A 25,299-nucleotide genomic window follows, 5' to 3' on the forward strand; every position below is an offset into this window, starting at 1 on the left:
GCTTTTGTTTTCAGGGATTAAATGTCGGTGCAGACGGCTTGTCCAATCGTATGTTTGGAAGTAGGATATAAATATTATTTATACCTCTTCGCTGGCCAGATCGGTGATGAGCACATTGCCTGCGCTGTTGCGGGCGACCTGTTGGGCCATATGCGTGATGACCCGGGCGGCATGGCTGTCCGGCCCGTCTATCCAGCTTGCCGTAAAGTGAAGATCGTTGAGAGGATCTGCATCGACGTTCAGTATCTCCAGCTCGCCGCGCGCGATCTCGGCGCCGAGAAATACGGGCGTGATGACGGCCGTACCGATGCCGTCCAAGGCCATCCTGGCGATCATCGACAGGGATGCGCTGCCATACATGCGCGGTGTGGGAAAGCGGTAGCGCTGCAGGATGTCGCGCACCTGGCGATAGGGCGTACTGTTGGAACCGTAGGTGATGACCGGCAGGGCGCAGATCGTCTCCACCGAAACGCTCTTTTCTGAAGAGTAAAGACCCGGCTTTGCAATCCACGCCAGCGGATAAGTGCAAAGCGGCCGGTTGGCGACACGCGGTTCCAGAACCGGTCCCATCAGGAACGCAAGATCGATCCGCCGGCTCATCAGGTGAGACTGCAGCATTTCACTGGTATCGACTTCGATCTCCAGTGTCAGGTCGGGATAGGCCATGTGGATCCCGGCTATCAGCTTTGGCAACCATGTCTGGACAATCGTCTCGGCCACGCCGAGATTGAGCCGGCCACTCATGGTCGTGCTATCCCGCGCCGCCTCGATCAGCCCGTTGCGGGCCTGGATGAGTTGTTCAGCATGAGCAAGGAGTTCTTGTCCCTTGGCGGTCAACCGAACGCCTCGTGCCGCTCGATCGAACAGTTTTACGCCGAGCGCAAGCTCGAGCGCGGCAATGCGCTGGGAGACGGCCGGTTGGGTTGTCCCGAGTTTTTCCGCTGCGGCGCGCAAACTGCCCAGTGCGGCAGCCCAGAAAAAGGTCTCAATGTTGCGGAGATCGATCATCGTCGCAGCTAACCCCAAAGCATGTCTTTCGTCTATCGATCGTTGGACGAACAGGGAATTAAGAGTTTCGCCCGTCGATTTTTCAAGGATGATTGATCCTAAGTTATTGAATCTCAAACCTCTACGCTAAAATAAAATAGCTGGTGGAAGGTTCGAAACTCATCAAGGCGGAGGCTACGGCGGCTTTGCGCAATCAGTGGACATCCTGCCGTGGATCGCGGTTCTAGATAATTCTTTCAGATCAGCGAAAAGCTCTGGGGCAGCGGCCCGCCGCCCTCCTTCAGAACCTTCAGGCAAGAAAGTGTAATGTCTAACGCCCCGCTCAAGACCTCGAACTTGCAATGAGGGATGTGTTCGCATGCCCGCTCACTCGAACAATTGCGACACCGACACTTGTCGGATGCGCCGTTCGTCCGACGTGAAGCTTAGAAGCATCCGCTTGTCTCCAGCACCCAGCGATCGTTTTCAAACTACCGCGGCTGCTCCATTCCGGCTCTCCGGACTTTGCTCGCGCCTGCTCCCGGGTAACGGTCATATCGAGATCGAAAGGTGTTCCATCGATCGGCCTTCCTGCTTCCTCCGGAAGAGCGAAGAACGCACGCAGAACCAACTCCCCTTCCGCAAAGCGCGTCCCGTTCGGCAACTCGCTTCCGAGAGTAAAGACCAGTTCAATCTGTTGACCGGGGACCTCGACGTTTGTTTCCTTCTCGCCGCGTGGCGGCCGCTTGAGCGGGAGCGTCGCACCCAGCGACTTCAAGTAGTCTACGACCGCTGCGTCGATTTCCGACTTTCCCAGCAATGCTAGCGCGCCGTTGTAGATTGCCATGCAACAACTCCAATGCTTACTTGCGACGATTGGCATGAGTATCGGTACAGGGACACCGCGAAGACCCTGTCAATAATGAGCAACGACGATTGGGACAAGTGGCTCAAGAAGATGATCCGGAACAATTGAGAAGGCAGGAGAAAACATGAATGTAGATCGACTGTCTACCCAAACTGAATTGCACGGTAAACCGGCCGATCCGTTCATCCAGGACGGCGGACATTCATTATCGATCAGCTTGATTAAGCGAAATCGATTTCCTTGTAATCATACAGCTTCCTATCTGCGACTATCAGTGACATCCTCCTGATTGACCGGAATGCGCCCAAAAGCTGACACGCGTCCTAAGCGGTCGCCGCAGCGAAGATCGATCCTCTCGCAACAACGATTGTTTAGCTGCAAACTTGCTCTACCTGCATATTTGGCTGAACCCGTAGTAAAGCTCGACATAGAATTGGAGATGAAGAGAGCCGGATTTGCCATCTCTTTGGGTTACACGCTGCGCTGAAGGATTGGGCTTGCTTCAGCGCCAGCAATAATAGTCAGGCCGGCAAATCCATCGCTCGTGCCGACGGGCTCGATGATGCTGCCGCCATCTGCGCTAAACCGCGTGTCAGTTTCACGATTGATCGATTACGAACCCGGCGGTTCTACAAGGGTTGCAGCAAAGCCTCTTGCCCGTTCAGAGAAGTCAAGTTCCAGCTCCGATTGTGGATTGAGGCGTGTTACATAGTCCTCGATACCCGTGAGTGCGCGTTCCCTAAGATGCGGATCAGTTTGGCTTGCATGATCTACCAAAGCCCAGATCACGGTGTTGAGCGCAAGCCGGTACGCGCCCTCGGCCGTGCCAAACTTGTCCGACTGTTCATCTATCGGCATGTGATCTTTCCTCGTCAGTTATATGGCAATTGGGTGGTGCGAGCGTTTCAGCAAAACTGTGCTCGGTGTTGCGTTTGAAATTGCTCTAGTATTCTCCACGCTTCCGTCTGATCTCGCGGAGCATCCTCAGGTTTTCCCTGGCCTGCTGCGAACTGATCAGTGCTCTTTCCTGGTTCATCAGCTGTTCGCGATCGCGCTGGAACTGTTGCTGATTCATACACCCGGCATAGTGTCGCGAACCGTAGCAGGCTCCGCTGTCTTCGTAGTGTTGATCTTGAGCGGATGCATCCAGCAAGTGCGAGCGCGATGAGGCTACCTCCGCAGATCGTCGTCGTGGCTTTGAGCATAGGCTTGTAGGATCTCGTCATTTTTCATTCTCCTTTTGATCGCTCATTTCACAGGTTTGATCTTCAATCCCGTCCAGTAGGCGGCGAATGAATAGAGGTCGGCGTTCTGCGCGACAGCCTTGTCGACCGGCAGGCCGCTCCCATGGCCCGCGCGGGATTCGATGCGCACCAGCCGCGGCTTGGGCCCGAGGTCGGCCGCCTGCAGGGCCGCAATGTATTAGAAGGTGTGAGCGGGAACGACGCGGTCGTCGGCGTCGACTGTGGTTGCCAGGATCGCGGGAAAGTCCTCGCCATCCCTGATCGTATGATAGGGCGAGTAGGTCAGGAGGTTGCGGAAGGACTTCTCATAGGCAGGCTTGCCGTATTCGCCTGTCCAGAGCGCGCCGCCTGTGAATTTGTCGTAGCGCAGCATGTCCATGACCCCGACACCTGGCAGCGCGACGTCAAACAGGTCGGGGCGCTGGTTCGTAACGGCGCCGACAAGCATGCCACCGGCGGATTCGCCCTGGATGGCAAGTCCCTTCGGCGTCGTGATGCCCGCGCGCTTCAGGAATTCGGCGGCGGCAATGAAGTCGTCGAGCGCGTTCTGTTTCTTTTCGAGCTGACCGGCGCGATGCCAGGCCCGGCTATATTCGCCGCCCCCGCGAATATTGGCGATCGCCAGCACGCCGCCCTGTTCCACCCATGCGAGTTGCATGGGATTGTAGATGGGAATCTGGCTGATGCCGAACCTCCCATAACCATAGAGCAGGGTGGGAGCCGGCCCGGTCACATCCTTGCGCCGGATGATAAACATCGGCACTTCGATCTGGTCCTTCGAAAGAAAGACCGGGAGATATGTCAGGCGGCACGACGACCTCGTGCCGTCAACGATAATCTAGAAACGCAAACGGCATCATTACCGTTCAACTCTGGCATGCAACATAGTCGTGCATGACATCACCAAGTTTCGTGAGATTTGCTTTCAGCATGTCGTAGCCGGAAATCTTTTCGCGGGTTTCCTCGTCCATGTAGAGCTTGCGGTTAAGCTCGATCTGGATGCTGTGCCGATTGTTCGCCGGCGCGCTGTAGGCCGAAATCAGTTCGGCGCCCCGGAAAGGCACGTTCAGCGACACCGAGTAGCCGAAGCCTTCCAGCGTTTCGATGACAAGCTTCACGAAATCCGGCTCGCTTGACTGTCCGTCATAGTCGCCGATCACTACATCCTTGCGGACCGTGCCCGGAGGATCGGGTGAAAGCACATGGCCGATCGCCGGCATGGAATGGCAGTTGACGTGATAGACCTTGCCGAAGGCGGCATAGGTTTCATCGAGCAGCCGGACGATCTCTCGGTGATAGGGTCGCCAGTAGGTTTCGATCCGCTCTTCCAGTTCCTTCACCGTTAACTTGCGGCCATACATTGGCGTGTCGCCCCAGGCGTAACGCCAGGCGAGCCCCATGCCGCGACGGGCGGCGGCGCTGTCGCGGGTCGGGTGCGGCCATTGGCCTTCGATCATTTCGACGTCAACGTCCTTCACCGATCGGTTGAGATCGAGGAAACTGCGTGGGAATTGGGCGATCAGCAATGGCGCACCAATCGAGGGTGCGAAGCCAAAAAGATCGTCTACGTAGGTATCGGCCGCAACCCGCACCAGTTCATCGGAAACCGTCCGTTCAAAGTCTGGGATCGTCAGTCCGCTATGAGGTGAATCGAAAACAAGCGGGACGGCCGGCGCCGTTGGCGGAATAATCTTTAATACGCCGTCTATCTCAACGGCTGCAAATAGCGGGTCGGTCATGAGGGGCTCGTTCAGGCTGTGGCAGCGAAGGCGGCCGGATAAGTGACGTCGGGCATTCCGACGAACGATGCTCCGCGACGGCCGACCATGCCGGGCGCGGCGAAGGGGCGGGGATAGACGACGGCTGCCGCCGGCCGGACCTTAGCGATCTTTTCGAGCGCTTCTATCTGATCGGCAGGCATGTCGATGTTGAAGATGATGTCGCTATGCGGACCTGTCGTCATACGCGGGGTGTTCATCGCGTCCTCGATATCAAGGCCCGCATGCACGATCATGCCGCTCAGCTGGGCCAGCGATGGGACGATCTGGTTGCCGCCAGCGGCACCGTAGGCGGCGAATGGACCGTTCTCGTCGGTGATCGCCACCGGGCACATATTGCTCGGTGCATAGGCATTCGGCCTCAATGAATTGGCGCGGCCGGGCGTCGGATCGAACCAGGACATGCCGTTGTTGAGCAGGATGCCGGTGGATTGCGATAGGGCACGGGCGCCGAACCGGTTGAGCAATGTGAATGTGATCGCCACCATGCGACCTTCCGAGTCCACCGCGTTGACCTGGGTTGTGCTGGTCTTGCCGTTCGTCTCGGCCGGATTGAGGCGCTTGCGGTGGGCGCCGAAACTTTCCCACAATGCTTCGGCCATGGCTGTAAAGAAACCGGCGTCGACCGGGCCCCTGCCGCGCTTCCTGTCGAAGTGATCGAGCGCGTCGAAGAGCCGCTGACCGGCACTGGTTTCTCCGGCGACGTGCACGGTCTTCCCCTGCAGGGACATGGTCCGCGACGGATAGAGAAGGGGCGCATAGTTCGCCATGTCCTCAAGCGTGATCGAGCTGCCGCTGGCATTCAGGTCAGCAACGAGCTTCTCGCCGATCGCACCGCCATAGAGTGCGCCGGGGCCGTCATTGGCGAGCTGTTCCAGTGTCCTGGCAAGTTGATCGAGAGGCAGCGTCGCTCCCGGTTCGGGCGCATGGCCGCCGGGCAGGAAGATGGAGCGAGTGCCGGGGTCCATGGTAAGCTCGCCTTCGGCGATGGCGATCGCCAGTGTCGTGTGCCAGTCAACATACATGCCCTTGCGGGCACGTTCGATCGCGGGCGCCAGAGCCCTGTCGAAACCGATCGTGCCGTGGCGTTTCAGCGCCTCCGCAAAACCGCGCACGCAGCCCGGCACGACGGCGGCGGTGAAGCCTCGGACATTGCGGTTGTCGATCGAAGCCGGATGGCCGATGAACGTCTTGATCGTCGGATCCGGCTTGTAGAATTCCTCATCGAAAGTGGACGGCACGCGTCCGGTGAACTCGACCACCTCGACCTTGTTGTCCGGCTCGGCGATGAGCATGTAGCCGCAGGCGGCGAGGCTCGTCATCCAGGGCTCGACGGTCTGAAGCGTGAAGGCGGCGGTGACCGCCGCATCGACGGCATTGCCGCCAGCGGCAAGAACCGCAGCGCCCGCCTCAGCCGCCGCATAATGTTGTGACGTGACGACGCCATGTTCGCTGACACCGGCCACCTTGCGATAGATGCCGCGCTCGACGCGCAAATGGTTATATTGCGGGTTTTCCATTATTGGCTCTCCAGCGCGGCAGCCACCATGCGGCTTGCGCCCGAAAGATCGCCGAGCTTTTCACCCGCCTCGATCCTGTGCTTGTTGCGTCCGGCACGCGCTTGCCGCGCCATTGCCTCTTCCACGACTTCGTCCGCTTCATCGGCGGAGATAACCACGATGCCGCTCGCATCGGCGACCACAACATCGCCCGGCAGGACCGGTACGTTGCCACACGAAACAGGAAGATTGAGCGATCCACCCAGGTCGTTGAGCCGTGTGGTGATGCCGGAGACGCCGCGGCACCACAGCGGCAGGCCGAGTTCGACGATTTCCTCGACATCGGTGCATGGGCCATCGATCGCAACACCGATCGCACCAGCCGTCCTGATGGCAAAGGCGACACCGCCGCCGATACAGGCGTGCCGGTCGTCGCCAAGCCGGTCGACCAACAGGAAATCGCCGGGACGCAGGAGGCCGATCGCATGATGGAGCAGCGTGGAGTCGGTTCCGGGGATTGCGACCGTTATCGCCGTGCCAACCAATGTGTTCTTCGGCTCGACAACGGGTGCAATTGAATGGCGCAGGAAACCGCGATGGCGGAAATGGCCGATCGTTGCGACCTCGACGCTCTCGAATTTCCGGATGAGTTCGGCATCGACCTGCTTCGGCACAGGCCCGATCTGGTATTTCTTCATGGCGCTTCCTTCCGGAGTCTCTGTTCTCCGGCCTTGTTTTCGGCCGAGTGATGCTGCCAGCCCTTGCCGGGCACGGCGGCAAGCAGTTCCTTGGTGTAGGTTTCCTTCGGCGCGCCGAAGAGCGAAGCCGGGTCGCCACGTTCGACGATTCTCCCGTTCTTCATGACAGCGATGTTGTCGCAGATCTGGCTTGCGACCCGCAGGTCGTGAGTGATGAAGAGGATGCCGAAACCGAGGCGGGCCTGCATGTCGGCAAGCAGTTTCAGGACCTGCGCCTGCACCGATACGTCGAGCGCCGAGACGCTTTCGTCGGCAATCAGGAGTTCCGGTTCGACCGCCAGCGCACGGGCGATGCAGATGCGCTGCCGCTGGCCGCCGGAGAATTCATGCGGGAAACGGTCCGCTGAACTGCGGTCGAGCCCGCAGGCTTCGAGGAGGTCGAGCGCGCGAGCCATGGCAGCCTTGCGATCAAGCCCATGAATGATGGGTCCTTCGGCGATCGCGTCGCCGACCTTTTCGCGCGGGTCGAGAGCGGTATACGGGTCCTGGAAAACGATCTGCACCTTGCGGCGGGCTTCGCGCAACGCCTTGCCGGAGAGACCCGCGAAATCGCCGCCGGATATCAGGATATCGCCACTTTCCGGTTGCACGAGGCGGATGACGCATTGGGCAAGGGTCGATTTGCCTGAGCCGGATTCGCCCACGAGGCCGAGCGTTTCGCCGCGGCGGATGGTGATGTCGACATTGTCGACCGCCTTCACGGTGCGGCCGCCACCGAAAAGGCCGGAGCGGGTAAAGGTCTTCACGATGTTCCTGGCGATCAGCACCGGATCGCCGAGCCCCTGGCGCTCCTTGCGCGGCGTCAGCGTCGGTACAGCTGCGAGCAGCCGGCGGGTATAATCCTGACGCGGGTGATTGAGGATCTGGTCACGCGTGCCGATCTCCACGAGGCAGCCGATCTGCATCACCGCGACGCGATCGGCGATTTCCGCCACAACGCCGAAATCATGGGTGATGAAGATGATGCCGGTGTCATGCCTGGCCCGCAGGTCCAGCATCAGCTTGAGGATCTGCGCCTGGGTGGTGACGTCGAGCGCCGTTGTCGGCTCGTCGGCGATCAGCACCGATGGATCGAGCGCGAGCGCTGTAGCAATCATGACGCGCTGGCACTGGCCGCCGGAAAGCTGGTGAGGATAGGAGTGGTAGATCTGTTCGGGATTGGGAAGCTGCACCTCGCGGAAGAGGTCGATCACCTTCCCGCGGATCTCCGCCTGCGACAGTTTGGTGTGGATGCGGAAGGTTTCCGACACCTGTTCGCCGACACGGAAGATCGGGTTCAGCGCCGCCATCGGCTCCTGGAAGATCATGGCGATGCGCCGGCCCGTAATGCTGCGCCGGGTCGCATCGTCGATGGTCAGCAAGTCCTTGCCCTCGAACATCACCCGGCCGGCCGGCTGTCCGAGATTGCGGGGCAGGAGGCCCATTGCGGCAAGCGCCGTCAGCGACTTGCCGGACCCGGACTCGCCGACGATGCAGAGGATTTCGCCCTTGCTCACCGTCAGCGACAGATCCTCGACCGCAAAACGCCGGTCGGCGCCTTCCGGAAGCGGCACGTTCAAATGTTCGATCGAAAGCCGCTCGCTGCTCATGAGGCCTCCTTTGTGCCGTCGGGAATGAAACCGGCTACCGAGCGCATGTCGCAGCTGCGCATATGTGCCACGAAGCGGGCGCAGAACCCCACGAGATATTCGACCATTCTCGCACCTTTCTCCGCACTGGCGAGCAACGGATCGCCGCCCAGCATGCCATCGGCATTCACCTCGTGGCAGTTGAGCTGCACATGCACGGGCATGCCCTCGAACTGTACGTTGTTGACGCCGCCGGTCGGTAGGCCGAACGCCTTGGCGCGCATCGATGGTCGGGCGAGGTCCATGCGCATCAGTTCGGGGCAGAGATGCAGGTAGATGGAGGTCAGCGGCTCGCCACCATGGCCGCGCGCAGCGGCGACGGAACTGCCGTGCAATTCCTTCCAGAGCGCGTCGGGGATCGATTGCCAGAGATTGACGAAGGGGATTGAAACCCCGCGTTCCGTGCGAATACGGCGAAGTGTCTGATCGAAGAGCGGTGCGTTGCTGGTATGGCCGTTCAGGATCAGAATATGCTCGATACCGTGATCGAGGAAGGCGGTCACGGTATCTTCGACGACGGCCGAAAACGTCGAAGGCCGCAGCTGGATGCCGCCCGCAATGGTCTTGAAGAAATCCGCATAACCGAAGGGAATGGTCGGCGCGACGATCGCGTCGGCAGCTTCCGCCACTTGCCCCGCAACCGCTTCGGTCAGCATGAAATCGCCCATCGGGGCGTGGGGGCCTTGTTCCTCCTGGCTACCGAAGGGCAGCAGGATGACCGGCTTGTCGGAAAGACGCTCGCGAAATTCCGCGAACGTCATGTCCTTCAGCGCATGCTTGCGTATCCTGGTCATCATACGAACTTGAAATAATCGCCGTAGATGCGCATTTCGCCGTTCGGCTTGAATTTGAATTCGATGCCGGTGCGATGGGCGCAGTTGTAGACGCTCTTCCACAGGTAGTAGCCGGGCGTCACGCGCTGCCATTCTTCCGAAAGCGCCAGATAGGCCTTCTTGCGTTCCTCAAATTCGGTTGTGGCGTCGAACTTCTTGCCCAGCTCGACGAATTCCGGCGTCGGATCCCAGGTCTTCCAGTTGGCCGTCGAGCGTGATGCGGTCGGGCCCCAGTCGAGCCAGAGCGGCTGGTAGGGATCACCGGGGATGAAGTCCGAACTCATGGACATGTTCATGAGATGGTAGGGACGGCGATAAACGAGTTCGAAATTGTCGAGTACCTGCGCCTCGACGTTGACGCCGATCTCCCGCCATTGCTCGACCATGATTTCGGCCGCCGCCTCGTAGTTCGGATAAAACTGCCGGGTGATATGCCAGAGCAGCTTCTCGCCCTTGTATTTCGTCTTGGCGACCAGCGCCTTGGCGGCGGCGACGTCGTAGGGCAGTTTCACCGGCAAGTTAGGATCATAGAACTTGCCGTATTCCTTGAAGTTAAACGGAACGGCCGGATGTTCGGTCGTGCCATTAAACAGCGCCTGGACAATCGAATCCATGTCGATCGCCTGGACCATGGCGTAGCGCAAGTTGGCGTCGACCAGCGGATTGTCTGCCGGATCGGGGCGGGTGTTGAAGGCGAAGGCCGGATAGTTGTCGGCGAGCACGCGCTTCAGCACGACGCCCTTGTAGCTTTCCAGCGTTTTCTCCTGATCGGTCGGGATGTTGACCATGAAGTCGAATTCGCCGGAGACGAGGCCCGCCATTCGGGCGGCGAATTCCGGCACGATCTTCCAGGAGATCTGCTTGACCGGCGGCGCGCCGTCCCAATAATCGTCGAAGGCCTCCAGCACCATGATCTCGCCTGAACGGAAGGTCGTCACCTTGTAAGGACCCGTGCCGATCGGCTTCTGGCCGAAGCCGTCGACGCCCACTTCCATGTAGTATTTTTTCGGCACGACGAAGCCGATATAGCCGGTCAGCTTTGCCGGAATGTTCGGGTCGGGGCGTTCGGTTTCGATCTCGAACGTATATTTGCCTGTCGCCTCGACCCGCTTGAAGCCAGCCGTGAAAGTCTTGCCGCGCGGTTCGAACGGCTTCGGCCCCCATAGTCGCTCGGGCGACAAGGTAAAGACGGCATCCTCCGATGTCATCTCGGTGCCGTCGTGGAATTTCACGCCTTCGCGGAGCTGGATGCTCCAAACATTGCCGTTCTGCTCCCACTTCGTCGCAAGTTTCGGTGCGAAGAGCAGGCCGTTCTCATCCTTGATGTAGTCACGGTCGACGAGCGTGTCGTAGAAGTTGGGGAAGATGCGGCGCGACGTGGTCGAGATACCGTTGATCGTCGCCATGTTGGCCCAGAGATTGTCGACGGCGATCGTCAACGATGGCCGGTCCGCGGCATTGGCCCGCGGCATGCGGCCGGCGAGCGACAATGCACCGGCTCCCAGAATGAGACTTCCCACTTCGCGTCTGGTATACATGGTTCCACCTTCTCCAATTATGATTATACGGTTCTCTTCATGCGGTTCTGACACGCAGCATCGGATCGAGCCGGTCACGCAACCAATCGCCGACGATGCTCATCGAAAGAGTGACGAGGAAAATGATCGATCCGGGCACGACCGAGATCCACCATGCAGTCGACAGGTAGTCGCGTCCGTCCCCGAGGATCTGGCCGAGGCTCGTCTGTGGAGGCTGGATGCCCAGGCCCAAGAAACTGAGCGAGGTTTCCAGAAGGATGATCTGTGGAAAGGTGAGGGTGACCTGTACGATCAGCGCGCTCGCGACATTCGGCAGGACATGCTTGAGATAAAGCCGGCCGTTGCCTGCGCCGAGTGCGACGATCGCCTTGGCATAGGGCTGGCTGATCGCCGACAAGACCACGCCGCGGGAGAGGCGGGCATATTTTTCCCAGCCGAACAGGCCCATCAGGATGACGAAGAGCGTCATGCTGTTGCCGAAGAAGGCAAGCAACGTCAAGGTGATGAGAATGAAGGGGAGCGATGCCTGGAAGTCCACGAGCATCATCAGGACTTCTTCCACCCATCCCCTAAAATGCGCGGCGATGAAGCCCACCGCAGAGCCGAAGACCGCTCCGATGATCGTGCCGGCGATCGCGACCGAGAGCGACATGCGCAGTCCGGCGATGACCCTTGCCACCATGTCGCGGCCGATGCGGTCGGTGCCGAGCGGAAAATCCGAGTTGCCGCCGGTCAGGAAAGCCGGTGGCCTGAGGCGCGCGAGCAGGCTCTGCTGCGACATGCCGTAGGGCGTGAAGACGTTGCCGACAATGGCGACCAGCGCGGCGATGACGAGCACTGCGATGGCAAGGACGAGGATGGGGGAGACGCGTTTCATCCTTCAATCCTCAGTTTCGTACGCGGATGCGGGGATCAAGCAGGCCGTAGAGCAGGTCGACTACCAGATTTGCGAGCACCATGGTGACGGCCATGACCAGGACGAGCCCCTGGACAACCGCCAGATCCCTGGACGAGACGGCGGTCACCAGCAGGCGGCCGACCCCCGGCCATGCGAAGACTGTCTCCACCACGATCGCACCGCCGATCAATTCGCCAAGGTTGAGGCCGATGATCGTCACGAGGGGAATGCTGGCGTTCGGCAGGGCATGGAAGATGATGCGCTTCCAATAGCCTACTCCCTTTGCAGCGGCGGCCCGGATATAGAGTTTATCGAGCACTTCCAGCATGGCCGAGCGGGTGAAGCGGGCGAGCGTGCCCGCCGTGAACGTGGCGAGCGTGATCGCCGGCATGATCAGGTGCAAGATGGAGCCGGTGCCCGAACTCGGAAGCCATTGCAGGCTCAGCGAGAAGAGCAGAATCAGGAGGACCCCGAGGAAGAAGTTCGGCAGCGCGAAGCCGAAGACTGCGGTGGCCATGATGAGATTGTCGAAGGTCGAGCCGCGCTTGATGGCGGCGACAATACCCGCTGGAACGCCGATCAGGATGGCGCCGAGATAGGAGAAAAGCCCCAGCATCAGCGTCCAGGGGAGGCGCTCGGCGATGATGTCGATCACCTCGCGACCGTCGCGATAGGAAACGCCGAACTCACCGATCGCCATTTGCATGACGTAGCGCAAGTATTGGACCCATAGCGGGTCATCGAGGCGCCAGAGCGCACGGAACTGTTCGATTTCCTCCGGGGTGGCGTCGGCCCCGACAAGTGCGACGACCGGGTCGCCGGAGGTCCTCAAGACCACGAATGTGAACGTCACGACGAACCAGAGCGTCAGCGCGGTTCGCAGAATCTTCAGCAACCAGACACGCGTCATTAATGCCCCGTTTCGGGGCCTGTTGGCCCCAGCCGTTCCAATTATTGTGTCATTTTTTTTGAAAACTAATCACGGGAATAGATTATTATCTATTACAAAATCACGGGATCATTGATATGGTTTAAATATGAAATACGGTATCGAATTCCGTCATCTCCATTATTTTGCATGCGTGGCGGAAGAACTGCATTTCAGCCGCGCGGCCGACAAGCTCGGCATGGCCCAGGCACCTCTCAGCCAGCAGATCCGCCAGCTCGAAGAGCGGCTCGGTACCCGGCTCTTCCACCGCACAACGCGCCGTGTGAAGCTCACGCCGGCGGGCGAGATATTCCTGCGTCACGCGCAGGAAATCCTAGGCGGTATCGACAGGGCGGTCACGCATACCCGTTCCATTTCCGGCGAGGACAGTGGAACGATTTATGTCAGTGGTGTGCATGTGGCGCTATCGCATGTCCTGCCGCCGGTCATTTCGGAGTTTCGAAAGCGCTATCCGGCAATGACTGTCGATGTACAAGTGCTGGGCACGGCCCAACAGCTTGAACTTTTGCAGAGTGGCAAAGTCCAGGTAGCTTTCATCCGCCCTACCAATCCCGCCGGTTTCCTGAAGGCCGAGCATATCCGGCAGGAGGGCTTCGTCGCCGTTTTGCCGAAGGATCATCGGCTGGCGGGGCAGAGAGACCTGAGTGTCAAGGATTTCGCGGGCGAGCCGATCATCACCTATGCGCCGACGATCGGCGCGAGCTATTATCATGCGATCATGGACGCATTCCGTCGGGCCGGCGTCTATCCCGTCATCGTCCAGGAGGTCTCGCATACGTTGGCGATTGGGACGCTCGTGGCAGCAGGTGTCGGCATAGCCATCGCGCCTGCCTGGCTTGCGCACAATCCAAGCCCCTATGTCGCATACCGGTCGCTCGACGACATCCCGCCCGAGGTGGAACTACTCGTTGCCTGGCAGGCAGAGGAGAAATCGAAGGTCGTGCTCGACTTCGTCGAGACGACACGCCGGATTTCCGTAATGAAGGAGCTGTCTGGATCCCTAGCCTGACGATGGTTCGATCCAGGTCAAGAATTTAACCCTCTATGCGAATTCATGACGGCGTTTGCTGTAGGGCGTTCGGATCATTTTGTTGTCCGATGTTGTGTGGCATCGAAGGGTGGCGTCGCCTTAACCGGCCGGTGCGGTTCGGGTCGATAATGTAGCTGTATGACCGAATCCCTGCTCACCCGTTTTGAACGCCATCGCTTTCCAGCCGAGATCATCGCGCATGCGGAATGTGAAGTCTGTGAAGGTCATGCGTCAATCGTAGAAACGCGCAAGGGTTGATGCCGTCTTTGGGCCGGCATCTCATCCTAGTCGGAATGGCCGAGCTGCCGACCAGGACTATTCATTTAAAACTCTTCCCAGCTGTCGTTGCTGACGGCTGCCGCTGTTGCGCTCTTGCCGTTGAAGGCGCGGGCCAGCCTGTTGACCATGCCGCGCGCGGGCGAGGGAGCCGGTGCTGCGGGCGCTGCGCGCCGTGCCGTGTAGCCGGAATCGGCGCCGCCGAGCTGAAACCGGAAGACCAGTTCGCGCAGCTTCCCTGCCTCGTTGGCAAGCGTTGCCCCAGCCGCGTTGGCTTCTTCCACCATCGCGGCGTTCTGCTGGGTCACTTGGTCCATCTGGTTGACGGCGGTGTTGACTTCGGAAAGACCCACCGACTGTTCGCGCGACGACGTCGCGATCGCATCCATGTGCTGGTTGATCGTGACGATATAACTCTCGATAGTCTTCAGCGCTTCCCCGGTATCACTCACCAGCTTGACCCCGTTGCCAACCTCAACAGACGAATTGCGGATGAGGTCCTTGATCTCCTTGGCAGCTGTTGCTGAGCGTTGGGCAAGTTCGCGCACTTCCTGTGCAACGACCGCAAAGCCCTTGCCGGCTTCCCCGGCGCGTGCCGCTTCCACGCCGGCGTTAAGCGCCAGAAGGTTGGTCTGGAAGGCGATGTCGTCGATCACGCCGATGATATTGGAGATCTGGTTCGACGACTGCTCGATCCTGCCCATGGCATTTACGGCGTTCGCCACCACCGTGCCGGACTGCTTGGCGTTCTCGTTAGCCTGGATTGCCACCGTGCGCGCCTCTTCGGCGCGCTTGGAGGAGTTGGCGACATTCGTGGTGATCTGGTCGAGCGCGGCGGCGGTTTCCTCAAGCGAGGCGGCCTGCTGCTCGGTACGCTTCGACAGGTCCTCCGCACTCTGGCTGATCTCGCGCGATCCGCTGTCGATGGAGCTGGTGGATTCGGCGACCGAGGTCATTGTCTCGCGAAGCTGCGCCACCGCCTGGTTGAAGTTGGCCCGCAGGCTTTCGAACTCCTCCGCAAAATGCTGGTTGAGCTCGAAGGTGAGGTTGCCTGCGGCGAGCTGCTGCAAGCCGTCAGCAAGCCCTGAGGTTGCCCGTGCCATGGCTTCGGCGCGCACACGTTCCTGTTCGGCCGTTCGACGGCGCTCTTCTTCCACCTGCGACCGCTGGGAATTGGTCTCCTGTTCGAGTGCCCTGGCATGGAGGGCATTATCCTTGAACACGTTGACCGCGCGCGCCATAGCGCCGACCTCGTCCGGCCGGCTTTCGCCCTCGATGAGAGCATCCAGGTCGCCACTGGCAAGCCGAGACATCGTCCCGGTGAGGCCGGCAAGGACTCCTCCAAGCGAGCGGGCAAAGACGAAAAAGCCGATGAGCGACAGAAGCGAGACGACGCTAGTGCCGGCAACTGTGGTCCATAGCGCGGTCTGGGCATCCTCAAGCACGGAGGTCACGTCGGAAGCGATTTCCAGCACGCCGATCTTGGAACCGGAGAAATTGTTGAAGGGGACCGTCCTGACGACGTAGCTGCCGGTTTCTGTGGTGATCTGCTGCTGCTGTTGCATCGCTGTGCCGTCGAAGGCGGCCTTGAGCGCGTCGGGCGACAGGAAACTCGTTTGCGACGTGGTGGCCTGCTTTTCAAGCTTGCCGTCAACCATGATGTGCACGGAAACTTCGCCCCCAATACGGTCTGCGAGGGGTCCGAAATAGGCGTTGGTCAGGCTTGTACCAACATCCACGACACCAACCGTCTTGCCGTCGCGAACCACCGGCGCAGAGGCGAACATGCTGACGGCTGTCCGGCCGGGCTCTGTACCTGCAACCAGCTTTCCTGTTGCCAGCGCATCAACTACGGTTTTGCGACGCGTCTTCATGTCGTCACCGAACTTGTCCGGCGCATGGATGCGCGCAACCGCTTCCCCGCTGACATTGGCGAAGGTGATGAGTTGCAGCCCCCCTTCGCTGACGATGGACGGCATTGCACCTGAAAACCGTCCGATGATCTCGTCGCGGGCGTTGCGTTCAATCAATCCCGCGATGTCCGGCTGGCCGGCGATCGCTAACGCAAGGGCCGAAGCCGCCTTCTTCTGCGCCGCCATGTCGGTTTGGATGAGGGCAAGATCACCCGCTGCTTCGCGATCGAGCGCATCGCTGGTTGCAACCGATTGACGATACCAGGCCGTACCTCCGATGGCGACGCTCGAAAAAAGAACGGCAGCAAAGCCGCATGCCGTAATTATCATCCACAATGGGCGTTTAATGTGCGCTTCCGACATGAGTGTCCCCTGTTACCCCATGACAGGCAGCTAAAGGACTAAATGTTCAATTAGCTTTAAATCTGCCGCGAGAAAATGCACCCCTACTTCTTGTAGTGCTCGACCTGCAAAGGATCAAAACCCGCGCTGGACCGAGACGGTTCGCCAGTCCCAACAGATCCTTGGGCCATCTTTCGGTATATCCCATTGACATATCAGGGTAATGCATAAACAGTTGATAAATTCGGAGGGGCGCAGATGGCAAGGTGCAGTATTCCAGAGCAATTGAAGCCAGGCGGTGCGTCTGCTCAAGGCTGTCGCATTGGCGGATGATGTAAAGCGCGTCGATATGGTTGCCGTTGGGCGCATGCGCATTATCGCCCCTGCTGGCGAGATCTGGAACAGCTGGTTTGAAGGAGCGGCGGTGACATCCGACTTTATGAATGAGCGTGATCAGCCGGCTTCCCAGGAGCGCGAGGCATTTTAATGCTGAAGTACATGTTGGACACCAACATCTGCATTTTTACGATCAAGAATAGACCGCAGCAGGTGCGCGAGGCGTTCAATCGTCATCATGATCAGTTGTGCATCAGCCCGGTTAGCTGATGGAGCTGATTTACGGGGCGGAGAAGTCGGCCAGTATGGGAAGAATATTACCGTTGTAGAGGGCTTTGCCGCGCGCCCCGAGGTGCTACGTTACGACGAAATGGCGGCCAGCCATACAGGTCAATTGCGCGCCGAGTTGGCGCGAAGTGGAAATCCAGTCGGTCCCTATGATCAGTTGATCGCAGGCCACGCTCGCTCGCGAGGGCTGATTATGGTGACAAATAATCATCGTGAATTTGATCGAGTGCCCGGTTTGCGGGTCCAAGACTGGAACGCCTAGTCCCGAACGATTGATCGCGATATCCATGGGTAAACATGGTGGAAAATTCTTAAAGCCTTCAGCACCTGGGTCCCACCCTCTGCGTAAGCACGACGCTTCTTCTCCAGGCTGAAACGGAGCGACCAGATTTGCATGATTCTTCGATTCCCATCAGGGCGAAATGTCAAATTTTTCCGGGCACCACGGACTGCGTCGTGATCGATGCGGCCAGCAGCTGCTGGTCACGCTACTAAAGAAACAAGGCCTGGCACCGAAGCGCATCATTACCGATAAAGATGTGTCCCTGTGGCGACGACGGACCGCGCGTCAGCAATCAAGGTCTCATCGATGTCGTCTTCGCCGAGTGCCATATCAGCACAATTTTCACGATAGAAGATCAGGGGAACTGTTCCTCGTCCCGAATGCCGAGGATGACGAGCGCAGTCAGTCGTTCATGGTCATCGCCACTCCACGGACATCGACGCCCTCACGCACCAACTGCTCGCGAATAAACCGGCGCATATGCTGATCACCAACCTTAGTGATCAGCGCGCTCCTCAGGCCGAGACGAGCGGCTCCGCAAGCAATATTGGTGGGTTCCCACCCATGGACTTGTTGGAAGAGCCCATGTCTTCAAGCCGACCACCGACCTGAGCGCCGTATAGATCGACTGATGAGCGCCCAATCGTGATGACAGCAAGTGTTGTGTCCATGTGTGTCTCAAATCGGTTAGGGGTAGGCACCGGCCAGCCCCATCCTCCCTGCGGTAGGCTTTGCCGAGGATGCGTTTTATCCTGAAGTCGATCGACCGCCTCTGGGTGCTTAGATCGCCTGCGGTTTGAAGTCAGCTGCGGCGCTTGGCATTATGCCCTGCAGGAGGGCAACGGATTTCTCCAAGCCTTCCAGGGAATTCAAGAGGACATCCTCGTGCTCAATCGAAAGCCACCCGTCATATCCGGCCATCTTCAGACGATAGCAGAATTGACGCCACCACTCTTCCCCATGACCGAAGCCCAACGTGATATATGACCAGCTACGCGCAGGAATATCCAACAGGCTTCCGTTTTCAAGAAGGCTTGTGACCGCCTGCTTAGGCGTATTGAGGAACGTATCCTTGGCGTGGACATGGTAGATCGCGTCGCCGAGAGCTTCGGCGGCAATCAGCGGATCCGCCCCCATCCAGAACAGATGAGAGGGATCGAGGTTGGCGCCGATGGTCAGTCCGACGGCGTGACGCAGCTTCAGGAGCGATGGCACGTTATAGACGCACTGATTGCCGTGGAGCTCAAGAGCGATCCGCTCGACACCATTCTCCTTCGCGAGCAAGACGATTTCTTCCCAGAACGGTAGCAGTTTTTCGTCCCACTGATATCGGAGAATCGCCTGCGTCTCAGGTGGCCAGGATGAGACAACCCAGTTCGGCATCGTGTCGTTGGCGCTGCCGGCGGGCAGGCCCGACATTGTACAAACGGTCTTGATTCCCATCTCGCCGGCAACCCGGATCGTATCTTTCAGGCCTTCCCCTTGCGTTGGGTCTGTCGGATGCAAGGGGTTGCCGTTCGCATTGAGGCTGATGACCTCAAGGCCGCGGTCGGCAAACCCCTGGAGGAAGGACTTCTGCGCATCCCGGTTACCCAGCATGGCTTTGAGATCGAAGTGCGGCGCGGTAGACCATCCGCAGGTGTTGACTTCCACCCCCGATACGCCCATGCGCTTGGCATGGTCGAGCAGTTCGTCGATTGGCACGCCGCCAAGGCTGTCGGATACGAAACCCAGTTTCATGCATAGAACTCCGGCTTGTTCATCATTTCGACGGCGACTTTCCGCCCTTCGTTCAAAGCTCTGACACCCGCTTCGGCGACGATTGCGGCGCAGTAGCCGTCCCAGCAGCTGGACGCGACCTCCGGGAATGTCCCGGTTTCGACGAAGCGCAAAAAGGCGCGGTTCTGACGGCGATAGGCGTCATAATACCGGCCGCGCCAATCGGCGTCATAACCGGTATGTTGGCTCAGACGCCGGTCTATCCGCGTGAACGCAACCTGGTTCATCGCGATTGAGGCTTTTTCACCAACGAGTTCGGCGCGAACATCGTAGCCATAGGCAGCATTATTGTTGATTTCGATGTTCACCAGCTGTCCATCGGCGGTTTCCAGAACCATGAGGACAGGAGCGACCAGAGCATCCGAGCGTTTCGGTTGAAACGCCGAAATCGAGACGTATTCTGTGCCCAGTACATGACGGACGACGTCGAATTCGTGGGGCGCCGAATTGGTAATCGCCATTGCGCCCGTAAAGTCAGACGCAGGCGTTTCGACGTTACGATGGAAATTATGCATCATCAGAGGGCGGCCGACCGCCCCGCTTTTCAGTGCCAGCTTCATTTCAACGTAGGACTGATCATATCGACGCATGAAGCCGAGCTGCACAGAGCGCGCACCTGCCGCCATCTCGGCATTCATCACCTTCAGGCATTCTTCCGACGATTGTGACAGGGGCTTCTCGCAAAGAACCTTCTTTCCAGCGGCGATGCAGGCAAGCGAAAGTGGAGCATGCGTGAAATCCGGGCTCGCCACGATCACCGCATCGATGTCGGCACGGCAAATAGCAGCCTCCGGATCGTTTCCGACGCCAGCCGCGCCATATAAGTTGGCGACTTTGCGGGCACGGCTCTCGTCCATGTCGCAGACAAGTTGCAGCGTGGCACCCTGCATCTCCTCTGCAACGATCTTCGCGTGATCCGCCCCCATCAGGCCTGCGCCGATAACTGCAATTCTAATTGTCATGTTTTTTCCTGTGTTTCGGACACCGGCTGATGGACAGTAGAAAGGTTCGACGTGCCGGGAACGGATCCCCGACACGCCCGGGAGGAATCACTTATTGATGAACTGGTCGACGTTTTCCTTGGTGATGGAAGCGAAGGGAACCAGCTTCTCGGCCGGCGGCTGTTCGCCCTTCTTAATCCCCTCAACAACCTCGAAGGCGGCCTTCGCCTGACCAGTTGCGTCCTGGAAAATCGTCTGGGACATTTCGTCGGCCTTAATGGCGGTCAACGCATCCGGCACACCATCGACGCCGGAGATGAGGACACCATTGAGGCGGTTTGCACCCTTGAGGGCTTCGAGAGCGCCCAGCGCCATTTGGTCATTGGCAGCGATGATGCCATCGAACTTCGGGAAGCTCTGGATCCAGTCTTCAGTTACCTTCATGCCTTCTGCGCGATCGTAATTTGCCGACAGGCTGGCGAGCGTGGTTACGTCAGAGCGACCTAGGGCTTCGTCGAAGCCTTTCTTGCGCTCTTGCGTATGCGACAGGCCCGGTGTGCCTTCGAGATAGAGGATCTTGGCATCCTTTGGCAGGTTAGCCTTCATGAACTCACCCTGAAGGCGACCGGCGTCGATGTTCTTGGAACCGACGAAGGTATACTTCCCGCCAGCCGACTGGATTCCGAGTGCTATGACTGGAATGCCTGCCGCGTTAGCCTTTTCCACGCCAGGGACGATGCCCTGATAATCGACGGGAACGACAACGATGGCGTTGACCTTCTGGGCGATGAAATTATCGATCTGGTCGAGCTGCTTGCTGGCGTCATTGTTGGCATCAGAGAAGTTGACTTCGATATCCGCATCGGATTTGGCGGCCTCGATGAAGGCGTTCTTACGTGCCATGACGAAGACGTCGGTGTCGGCCATGTTCGCATAACCAACGACGAATTTGTCAGCCGCAAAGGCAGCACCTGCCGACAGAGCTGAGACGGAAACAGCGCAGGCAAGAGCGAGTTTAGCGATGAGTTTCATAGGTTCCTCCCAATTGAGACTAGGTTACGTTTTGCGTCGTGAAGCGCACGCACAGTTGGTCCTGGCCGCAAATCGTGGTGCGGCCTCGAACAGTCAGGCCTTCTTTTTGCTGCGGGCCGATTTTGTCCAGACATCGAGGATGACGGCGATCGCAATGATCAGTCCCTTGATGATCTGCTGCCAGTACGAGCTGACATTGAGGAGATTGAGGATGTTGTTGATGACACCTATGATCATTGCGCCGATGATCGTGCCGGTGATCGTGCCGGTGCCCCCCATCAAGCTTGTGCCACCGACGACGACAGCGGTGATGGCGTCGAATTCGTAGCCGACGCCCCCTGCCGGCTGGCCGGAATTGATGCGCGACATAAGAACGATCCCGGCAACCGCGCAGAGTATCCCGTTGAAAATAAACGCCTTGACGACGATGCTATCGGGATTGATGCCAGAAGCTCTGGACGCCCGCTCGTTGCCGCCGACGGCATAGACATAGCGGCCGAACTTCGTCTTGTTGAGAAGGACCCATGAAAGGATGACAAAAGCCGCCAGGATGAGCACGGAAATCGGAACCGGACCGACCGAGCCCTGACCGATGACCTTGAAGTCGCCTAGACCGGTGACTGGTGAGCCGCCGGTGTAGAGAAGCACGGCACCGCGGGCGACCGTCGTCATCGCAAGCGTCATGATGAAAGACGGAATCCGGAAGAACGTGATGACAAAGCCATTGATCAGGCCGGTAAAGATACCGACCGCGATCCCTGCGCAGACCGCAAGAATGACGCTGCCAGTCATCGCCATGACGCTTGTTGCGATCACGCCGCAAAGCGCCAGCACCGAACCAAGAGACACGTCGATATGGCCAAGGATGATGATGAAAGTGACGCCGCAAGCAAGTAGGCTGACGACCACGACCTGCCGCAACACGTTGGTCAAGTTGGCTTCGGTAAGGAACGTCGGGCTGAGAAGCGATGCCAGGATACAGATGCCTATGAAGATGAGCACCGTCCCGTATTTGCGGTAAATCTGCGCAAAGTCCAAATTGCTCAGCGGCGACGGCTTGGTGCCTTGCGTATCGCTCTTCGTTGCGGTTTCCATCCTCATCAGTGTCCTCCCGTTGCAAGGCGCATGACGCTTTCCTGCGACGCCTCGCTTCTTGTCAGTTCGCCGGCAACTCGGCCTTCGCTCATCACAACCACGCGATCGCTCATTCCGAGAACCTCGGGCAGCTCCGACGAGATCATGAGGATCGCCAGGCCCTGGCGGGCAAACTCAGTCATCAATTTGTGAATTTCGGACTTGGATCCGACATCTATGCCGCGCGTCGGCTCGTCCAGGATCAAGAGCTTGAGATCGCCCAGAAGCCATTTTGCCAGGACGATCTTCTGCTGGTTGCCGCCACTCAGATTTTCGACGATCATCTCCGTGTTCGGCGTTTTGATCTGCAGCATCTTGATCATACGCTGGGCGGCTGTTTCCTCCTGCCTTTCGCTGATGAACAGCCCGGAGGCGAATTTCTTCAAATTGGCGAGCGAGATGTTTTCGCCGACCGATCGGCAAAGCACGAGGCCTTCAGCCTTGCGATCTTCCGACACCATGGCGATTCCCTGCCGGATTGCATCCGTGGGGGAGGCAATCTTGATCGGTGCACCATTCAGGCGGATCGTGCCGCCGTCACTTTGGTCCAAGCCGAAAATCACCCGGGCGACCTCTGTTCGACCAGCGCCGATCAATCCGGCCAATCCGACAATCTCACCGACGCGCACCGTGAAGCTGACATTGTCGAAGACGCCCGCGCGGCTGACATTGTCCAGCGAGAGCACCACATCGCCAATGGTTACCTCTTCCTTTGGGAAGATGCTCGAGATCGTCCGGCCGACCATCTGGGAAATCAGCTTTGTTTCTGTGTAGTCGCCGGATGGCCCTGTGGCGATGAACTGACCGTCGCGAATGACGGTAATGTCGTCGGCGATCTGGAAGATCTCGTCCATCTTGTGGGTGATGTATATGATCGCAACGCCGTTTACCTTCAGGTCGGCGATCTGCTGGAACAGCATGGCAACTTCGGTGTCGCTGATCGCGGACGTTGGCTCGTCCATGATGACGAGCGATGCCTCCCGCGAAATTGCCTTGACGATCTCGACCAGTTGCATGGCGGCGATGGAAAGATCGCGCATCTTGGTGTCGGCCGAATATCTAAGGCCCAGCCGATCAAGAAGTTTTTGTGTGTCGGCATTCATGCGGTTGAAGTCGACGAAGGAGGCGAAAACGCCCTTCTTTCCAACAGTAGGCTCACGACCGAGGAAGATGTTCTCGGCGATCGTCATATCGAGGACGGGGCTGAGCTCCTGATGGATCATCGAGATGCCGCGATCCAGCGCTGCGGCTGCATTTTGGTGGTCGAGCTTTTCGCCTTGAAAGAAAATCTCCCCGTCGTCGATCGCGTATATACCACTCAGAATCTTCATGAGCGTCGATTTGCCGGCGCCGTTTTCACCGACCAGGACGTGAACGCTGCCCGGACGCACCTTCAGGTTCATGCCGTCAAGTGCCTTCACACCAGGGAATGACTTCGTAATCCCCCGCATTTCGAGGACATAGCCGTTTGCAGCGGCAGCCACCGCGGTGGCGGTGCCGTTCGTCAGTGTCATATGAGTATTTCCTCCGAAATTTCAGGCTCTCCCAAGCCCGCGCGACAAGGCGACTTGTCGATGCACGATCATTGGCCACTTCTTCAAAATCTGTCAATTTCGGTCTATCCTTTTCTTTCAAAAACGTTCAGAATGGCTTTCACGAAATGGGAGAATATGACTTGTCGCGACCGACGATTGCCGACCTGGCTAAAGCAGCAAATGTGGGGATTTCAACCGTCGACAGAGTGCTTAACGGACGACAACCCGTCCGCCCCAAGACAGCAGACCTGGTGCTGGAGGCTGCTGAACGAATTGGCTTTCATGGCCTGACGGCGATCAAGCGGCGTATCGAGGCGGACAAGCCGGTTATCAAATTCGGCTTTCTGCTCAAGCAGCAGCACCGCAAACTTTACCAGATGTGGAGTGAGCTTCTGACAAGATCGGTGGAGGCATTCCCTGATGCTCACGGGCGGGCGATCGTACGCTTCATGGACGATCTGAGCCCCGACAAGGCGGCAGCAGCCATTCATGCACTCAGCCGGGAGGCCGACGTCATCGGAATGATCACATCCGACCATCCTCAGGTCAATCACGCCATCGCGGACCTCTCTGCAGACGGCATCCCAGTGGTGACGATGATCTCTGACGTGTCGGCACCCGAGCGGGCCGGCTTCGTGGGAAACGATTGTGCCAAGAAAGGGCGAACGGCAGCCTGGTTCATTGCCCACCTAAATTCTAAACCGGGCGAGGTCGCTGTCTACGTTGGCAGCCACCGCTATCTCGCTCAGGAACTATGTGAAATGGGCTTCAGGTCCTACTTTCGCGAAGCTGCACCGAAGTTTCAGATGCTTGAGACATTGGCTACGATGGAGGAGCCTGAGTCTGCTTATCAGTTCACCAAGAGGCTTCTAGCTTCGCAGGATCGGTGGGTCGGTCTTTATGTTGCAGGAGGCGGTGTGACAGGGGTCATGCGAGCCCTGCGGGAGGACCGCAGCCCGAAAGCTCAGAGATTGGTCGTCGTGGCCCATGAACTGACAAACGAAACACGTGCTGGCTTAGCGGAGGGGTTGCTAAAGGCTGTTCTTTCTCATCCTGCACGTCAATTGACAGAGACCCTAGTACGGACCATGGGAGATGCGGTGCTCAATAGATCAGACTCATTTCCAATGACACAAAATTTGCTTCCATTTGACATTTACACCGCTGAAAACATTTGAGAAAAGCCGCTTGAACTGTCCGGGGCAATGACTGCGGACTGCGAGCTGAGGTCCATAAATTGCATCTACGCCACACACACTGCGATCGAATGGTTAAAGCACTCGTGATTTCAGTAGGTTGAAACACGTGACGGACGGGTTGCTGGTTCGATTCCCGTCACATCAGGTTTTTTGTCAATGGTTCATCTTGGTGGCATCACGAGCCTCCTTCGTTCGCGGATCCACGGTCTGAGCCCACCGCTTTACCGGCTC

The 25,299-nt window shown here is 58.5% G+C and carries 22 protein-coding genes and 3 pseudogenes; 5 read left to right on the plus strand and 20 right to left on the minus strand.

The window, feature by feature from the left end:
- Positions 1 to 78: 78 nt before the first annotated feature.
- The 13 genes from EDE09_RS25820 to EDE09_RS25875 form a co-directional block, all read right to left on the minus strand.
- Positions 79 to 1,008, minus strand: a complete 930-nt coding sequence (locus tag EDE09_RS25820) for a LysR family transcriptional regulator (RefSeq protein ID WP_132413270.1) — start codon at positions 1,006 to 1,008, stop codon at positions 79 to 81.
- A gap of 322 nt (positions 1,009 to 1,330) precedes the next feature.
- Entirely contained in the window at positions 1,331 to 1,834 is a 504-nt protein-coding gene (locus EDE09_RS25825) for a hypothetical protein (protein ID WP_132413272.1), read from the minus strand.
- Between the two features lie 633 nt (positions 1,835 to 2,467).
- Positions 2,468 to 2,713, minus strand: a complete 246-nt coding sequence (locus EDE09_RS25830) for a hypothetical protein (protein ID WP_132413274.1) — start codon at positions 2,711 to 2,713, stop codon at positions 2,468 to 2,470.
- A gap of 390 nt (positions 2,714 to 3,103) precedes the next feature.
- Positions 3,104 to 3,229, minus strand: a complete 126-nt coding sequence (locus EDE09_RS28910; protein ID WP_281033684.1) for a hypothetical protein — start codon at positions 3,227 to 3,229, stop codon at positions 3,104 to 3,106.
- A 48-nt stretch (positions 3,230 to 3,277) separates the two neighbouring features.
- Complete coding sequence (locus EDE09_RS25835) at positions 3,278 to 3,856, minus strand: prolyl oligopeptidase family serine peptidase (protein WP_245505239.1); 579 nt, start codon at positions 3,854 to 3,856, stop codon at positions 3,278 to 3,280.
- A 109-nt stretch (positions 3,857 to 3,965) separates the two neighbouring features.
- Complete coding sequence (locus EDE09_RS25840) at positions 3,966 to 4,838, minus strand: N-formylglutamate amidohydrolase (protein WP_132413276.1); 873 nt, start codon at positions 4,836 to 4,838, stop codon at positions 3,966 to 3,968.
- A gap of 11 nt (positions 4,839 to 4,849) precedes the next feature.
- A complete protein-coding gene (locus EDE09_RS25845; protein ID WP_132413278.1) occupies positions 4,850 to 6,397 on the minus strand; it encodes a gamma-glutamyltransferase in 1,548 nt (515 codons plus the stop codon).
- Positions 6,397 to 7,074: an RraA family protein gene (locus EDE09_RS25850; RefSeq protein ID WP_132413280.1), complete on the minus strand. Its 678-nt coding sequence runs from the start codon at positions 7,072 to 7,074 to the stop codon at positions 6,397 to 6,399. Before EDE09_RS25850 ends, EDE09_RS25845 begins: the two co-directional genes overlap by 1 nt.
- Entirely contained in the window at positions 7,071 to 8,723 is a 1,653-nt protein-coding gene (locus EDE09_RS25855) for an ABC transporter ATP-binding protein (protein WP_132413282.1), read from the minus strand. The genes EDE09_RS25850 and EDE09_RS25855 overlap by 4 nt, the downstream gene beginning before the upstream one ends.
- Entirely contained in the window at positions 8,720 to 9,556 is an 837-nt protein-coding gene (locus tag EDE09_RS25860) for a creatininase family protein (RefSeq protein WP_245505240.1), read from the minus strand. The genes EDE09_RS25855 and EDE09_RS25860 overlap by 4 nt, the downstream gene beginning before the upstream one ends.
- Positions 9,556 to 11,133, minus strand: a complete 1,578-nt coding sequence (locus EDE09_RS25865; protein WP_132413286.1) for an ABC transporter substrate-binding protein — start codon at positions 11,131 to 11,133, stop codon at positions 9,556 to 9,558. Before EDE09_RS25865 ends, EDE09_RS25860 begins: the two co-directional genes overlap by 1 nt.
- A gap of 37 nt (positions 11,134 to 11,170) precedes the next feature.
- Entirely contained in the window at positions 11,171 to 12,010 is an 840-nt protein-coding gene (locus EDE09_RS25870) for an ABC transporter permease (RefSeq protein WP_132413288.1), read from the minus strand.
- Positions 12,011 to 12,020: 10 nt separating this feature from the next.
- Positions 12,021 to 12,941, minus strand: coding sequence for an ABC transporter permease (locus EDE09_RS25875; RefSeq protein ID WP_132413290.1), 921 nt, complete (start codon positions 12,939 to 12,941; stop codon positions 12,021 to 12,023).
- A 127-nt stretch (positions 12,942 to 13,068) separates the two neighbouring features.
- On the opposite strand from EDE09_RS25875, the gene EDE09_RS25880 reads away from it, so the two are divergent.
- A complete protein-coding gene (locus EDE09_RS25880; RefSeq protein WP_132413292.1) occupies positions 13,069 to 13,989 on the plus strand; it encodes a LysR substrate-binding domain-containing protein in 921 nt (306 codons plus the stop codon).
- Between the two features lie 344 nt (positions 13,990 to 14,333).
- On the opposite strand, the gene EDE09_RS25885 is transcribed toward EDE09_RS25880, so the two are convergent.
- Positions 14,334 to 16,562, minus strand: coding sequence for a methyl-accepting chemotaxis protein (locus EDE09_RS25885; protein WP_132413294.1), 2,229 nt, complete (start codon positions 16,560 to 16,562; stop codon positions 14,334 to 14,336).
- 277 nt (positions 16,563 to 16,839) lie between these two features.
- Between EDE09_RS25885 and vapB the strand changes: the two genes are divergently transcribed.
- The 3 genes and pseudogenes from vapB to EDE09_RS25900 form a co-directional block, all read left to right on the plus strand.
- Positions 16,840 to 17,028: a type II toxin-antitoxin system VapB family antitoxin gene (gene vapB, locus EDE09_RS25890; protein WP_245505241.1), complete on the plus strand. Its 189-nt coding sequence runs from the start codon at positions 16,840 to 16,842 to the stop codon at positions 17,026 to 17,028.
- Positions 17,028 to 17,427: pseudogene (gene vapC, locus EDE09_RS25895) on the plus strand (tRNA(fMet)-specific endonuclease VapC). The gene vapB and the pseudogene vapC overlap by 1 nt, the downstream one beginning before the upstream one ends.
- A gap of 190 nt (positions 17,428 to 17,617) precedes the next feature.
- Positions 17,618 to 17,701: pseudogene (locus EDE09_RS25900) on the plus strand (IS6 family transposase); the annotation flags it as partial.
- On the opposite strand, the pseudogene EDE09_RS25905 reads toward EDE09_RS25900, so the two are convergent.
- The 6 genes and pseudogenes from EDE09_RS25905 to EDE09_RS25930 all read right to left on the minus strand — a co-directional run.
- Positions 17,700 to 18,119 (minus strand): annotated as a pseudogene (locus tag EDE09_RS25905) (PfkB family carbohydrate kinase); the annotation flags it as partial. The pseudogenes EDE09_RS25900 and EDE09_RS25905 sit on opposite strands and share 2 nt — an antisense overlap.
- A 109-nt stretch (positions 18,120 to 18,228) precedes the next feature.
- Positions 18,229 to 19,188, minus strand: a complete 960-nt coding sequence (locus tag EDE09_RS25910; RefSeq protein ID WP_132413296.1) for a sugar phosphate isomerase/epimerase — start codon at positions 19,186 to 19,188, stop codon at positions 18,229 to 18,231.
- The gene (locus EDE09_RS25915) at positions 19,185 to 20,189 is read right to left on the minus strand and encodes a Gfo/Idh/MocA family oxidoreductase (protein WP_132413298.1); all 1,005 of its coding nucleotides are present in this window, start codon (positions 20,187 to 20,189) and stop codon (positions 19,185 to 19,187) included. Before EDE09_RS25915 ends, EDE09_RS25910 begins: the two co-directional genes overlap by 4 nt.
- 87 nt (positions 20,190 to 20,276) lie before the next feature.
- Positions 20,277 to 21,200, minus strand: coding sequence for a sugar ABC transporter substrate-binding protein (locus EDE09_RS25920; RefSeq protein ID WP_132413300.1), 924 nt, complete (start codon positions 21,198 to 21,200; stop codon positions 20,277 to 20,279).
- Positions 21,201 to 21,293: 93 nt separating this feature from the next.
- Positions 21,294 to 22,295, minus strand: a complete 1,002-nt coding sequence (locus EDE09_RS25925) for an ABC transporter permease (protein WP_132413308.1) — start codon at positions 22,293 to 22,295, stop codon at positions 21,294 to 21,296.
- Between the two features lie 5 nt (positions 22,296 to 22,300).
- Positions 22,301 to 23,848, minus strand: coding sequence for a sugar ABC transporter ATP-binding protein (locus EDE09_RS25930; RefSeq protein ID WP_132413302.1), 1,548 nt, complete (start codon positions 23,846 to 23,848; stop codon positions 22,301 to 22,303).
- Between the two features lie 161 nt (positions 23,849 to 24,009).
- Between EDE09_RS25930 and EDE09_RS25935 the strand changes: the two genes are divergently transcribed.
- Complete coding sequence (locus EDE09_RS25935; RefSeq protein WP_132413310.1) at positions 24,010 to 25,047, plus strand: LacI family DNA-binding transcriptional regulator; 1,038 nt, start codon at positions 24,010 to 24,012, stop codon at positions 25,045 to 25,047.
- Positions 25,048 to 25,299 lie beyond the last annotated feature (252 nt).

The sequence above is a fragment of the Neorhizobium sp. S3-V5DH genome, from assembly GCF_004343065.1.
In the GTDB taxonomy this organism is placed as follows: domain Bacteria; phylum Pseudomonadota; class Alphaproteobacteria; order Rhizobiales; family Rhizobiaceae; genus Neorhizobium; species Neorhizobium huautlense.

What these genes read in the sequence shown, in the direction of transcription:
- EDE09_RS25850 (WP_132413280.1), bottom strand. Translation starts at nt 7,074, where the DNA reads ATGAAGAAATACCAGATCGGGCCTGTGCCGAAGCAGGTCGATGCCGAA.
- EDE09_RS25925 (WP_132413308.1), bottom strand. Translation starts at nt 22,295, where the DNA reads ATGGAAACCGCAACGAAGAGCGATACGCAAGGCACCAAGCCGTCGCCG.
- EDE09_RS25875 (WP_132413290.1), bottom strand. Translation starts at nt 12,941, where the DNA reads ATGACGCGTGTCTGGTTGCTGAAGATTCTGCGAACCGCGCTGACGCTC.
- EDE09_RS25855 (WP_132413282.1), bottom strand. Translation starts at nt 8,723, where the DNA reads ATGAGCAGCGAGCGGCTTTCGATCGAACATTTGAACGTGCCGCTTCCG.
- EDE09_RS25860 (WP_245505240.1), bottom strand. Translation starts at nt 9,556, where the DNA reads ATGACCAGGATACGCAAGCATGCGCTGAAGGACATGACGTTCGCGGAA.
- EDE09_RS25880 (WP_132413292.1), top strand. Translation starts at nt 13,069, where the DNA reads ATGAAATACGGTATCGAATTCCGTCATCTCCATTATTTTGCATGCGTG.
- EDE09_RS25910 (WP_132413296.1), bottom strand. Translation starts at nt 19,188, where the DNA reads ATGAAACTGGGTTTCGTATCCGACAGCCTTGGCGGCGTGCCAATCGAC.
- EDE09_RS25820 (WP_132413270.1), bottom strand. Translation starts at nt 1,008, where the DNA reads ATGATCGATCTCCGCAACATTGAGACCTTTTTCTGGGCTGCCGCACTG.
- EDE09_RS25825 (WP_132413272.1), bottom strand. Translation starts at nt 1,834, where the DNA reads ATGGCAATCTACAACGGCGCGCTAGCATTGCTGGGAAAGTCGGAAATC.
- EDE09_RS25885 (WP_132413294.1), bottom strand. Translation starts at nt 16,562, where the DNA reads ATGTCGGAAGCGCACATTAAACGCCCATTGTGGATGATAATTACGGCA.
- EDE09_RS25865 (WP_132413286.1), bottom strand. Translation starts at nt 11,133, where the DNA reads ATGTATACCAGACGCGAAGTGGGAAGTCTCATTCTGGGAGCCGGTGCA.
- EDE09_RS25835 (WP_245505239.1), bottom strand. Translation starts at nt 3,856, where the DNA reads ATGTTTATCATCCGGCGCAAGGATGTGACCGGGCCGGCTCCCACCCTG.
- EDE09_RS25920 (WP_132413300.1), bottom strand. Translation starts at nt 21,200, where the DNA reads ATGAAACTCATCGCTAAACTCGCTCTTGCCTGCGCTGTTTCCGTCTCA.
- EDE09_RS25915 (WP_132413298.1), bottom strand. Translation starts at nt 20,189, where the DNA reads ATGACAATTAGAATTGCAGTTATCGGCGCAGGCCTGATGGGGGCGGAT.
- EDE09_RS25845 (WP_132413278.1), bottom strand. Translation starts at nt 6,397, where the DNA reads ATGGAAAACCCGCAATATAACCATTTGCGCGTCGAGCGCGGCATCTAT.
- EDE09_RS25840 (WP_132413276.1), bottom strand. Translation starts at nt 4,838, where the DNA reads ATGACCGACCCGCTATTTGCAGCCGTTGAGATAGACGGCGTATTAAAG.
- EDE09_RS25870 (WP_132413288.1), bottom strand. Translation starts at nt 12,010, where the DNA reads ATGAAACGCGTCTCCCCCATCCTCGTCCTTGCCATCGCAGTGCTCGTC.
- EDE09_RS25930 (WP_132413302.1), bottom strand. Translation starts at nt 23,848, where the DNA reads ATGACACTGACGAACGGCACCGCCACCGCGGTGGCTGCCGCTGCAAAC.
- EDE09_RS25830 (WP_132413274.1), bottom strand. Translation starts at nt 2,713, where the DNA reads ATGCCGATAGATGAACAGTCGGACAAGTTTGGCACGGCCGAGGGCGCG.